The sequence below is a fragment of the Klebsiella sp. HMSC09D12 genome, from assembly GCF_001808475.1.
GTDB classification, from domain to species: domain Bacteria; phylum Pseudomonadota; class Gammaproteobacteria; order Enterobacterales; family Enterobacteriaceae; genus Klebsiella; species Klebsiella oxytoca.
The window spans coordinates 553-1,157 of record NZ_KV793471.1; the positions used below are offsets into that span (position 1 = coordinate 553).

General features: G+C 47.9%; 1 protein-coding gene and 1 pseudogene. Both read right to left on the minus strand.

Translation table 11 applies throughout. The annotated features are described in order from the left end of the window. A pseudogene (locus HMPREF3178_RS31700) lies at positions 1-181 on the minus strand (hypothetical protein); the annotation flags it as partial. Beyond that, on the minus strand, positions 169-605 hold a 437-nt coding region (locus HMPREF3178_RS11210; protein ID WP_228705136.1), incomplete at its 5' end, for a DUF3304 domain-containing protein. The gene HMPREF3178_RS11210 and the pseudogene HMPREF3178_RS31700, both read right to left, overlap by 13 nt.

A 605-nucleotide genomic window follows, 5' to 3' on the forward strand; every position in this document is an offset into this window, starting at 1 on the left:
AGTGGGTATGGTTAACCGCTTCTATGGTGCCGCTACCGCCACTGATGCTCTCCTCTTTCGCGGGTCGATCGCAACCTGTCAGCAATATCGCCACAGTGATAAAAACAAGGCGTGTCAGCCATCGGCCCAGTGCTGGAAATTGCGGAGGATACCAGACTACATCAGGCTTCATTGTGGACATACTTTGGGTTCCTCCATTTTGATCGGATCTTTAATCGGATAATTTGGGTTGCCGTAGTCATAGCAGCTGGTGGTGACTTTTATTTGATCGCAGGGTAAAAAGTGAACCTTTATTCCGCAGGTTTTTTGCCCGGTATAATCGGGAACAGGGACTATTTTTGTATGCGCTTTATTCAGTGCCTTAATTTTCCTATACCATTCTTGTTTTTCATCAAAATACACTTGCCATACTTGATAATAATTTTTCTCGTTCATCCCGGAGGTATCAGGTCGTTTCGGCTCAGGAATTTCAGGTACATCATCGGCAAAAGCCACACCCGTTTCCCACTCAACTTTCACCGTCATTCCCGGTTTCCATTTTGTCGGCACGCCGTAACAGCAGCCACCGCCTCCCCCCTGCCAGGGGCCGATAATATCCAGCCCTG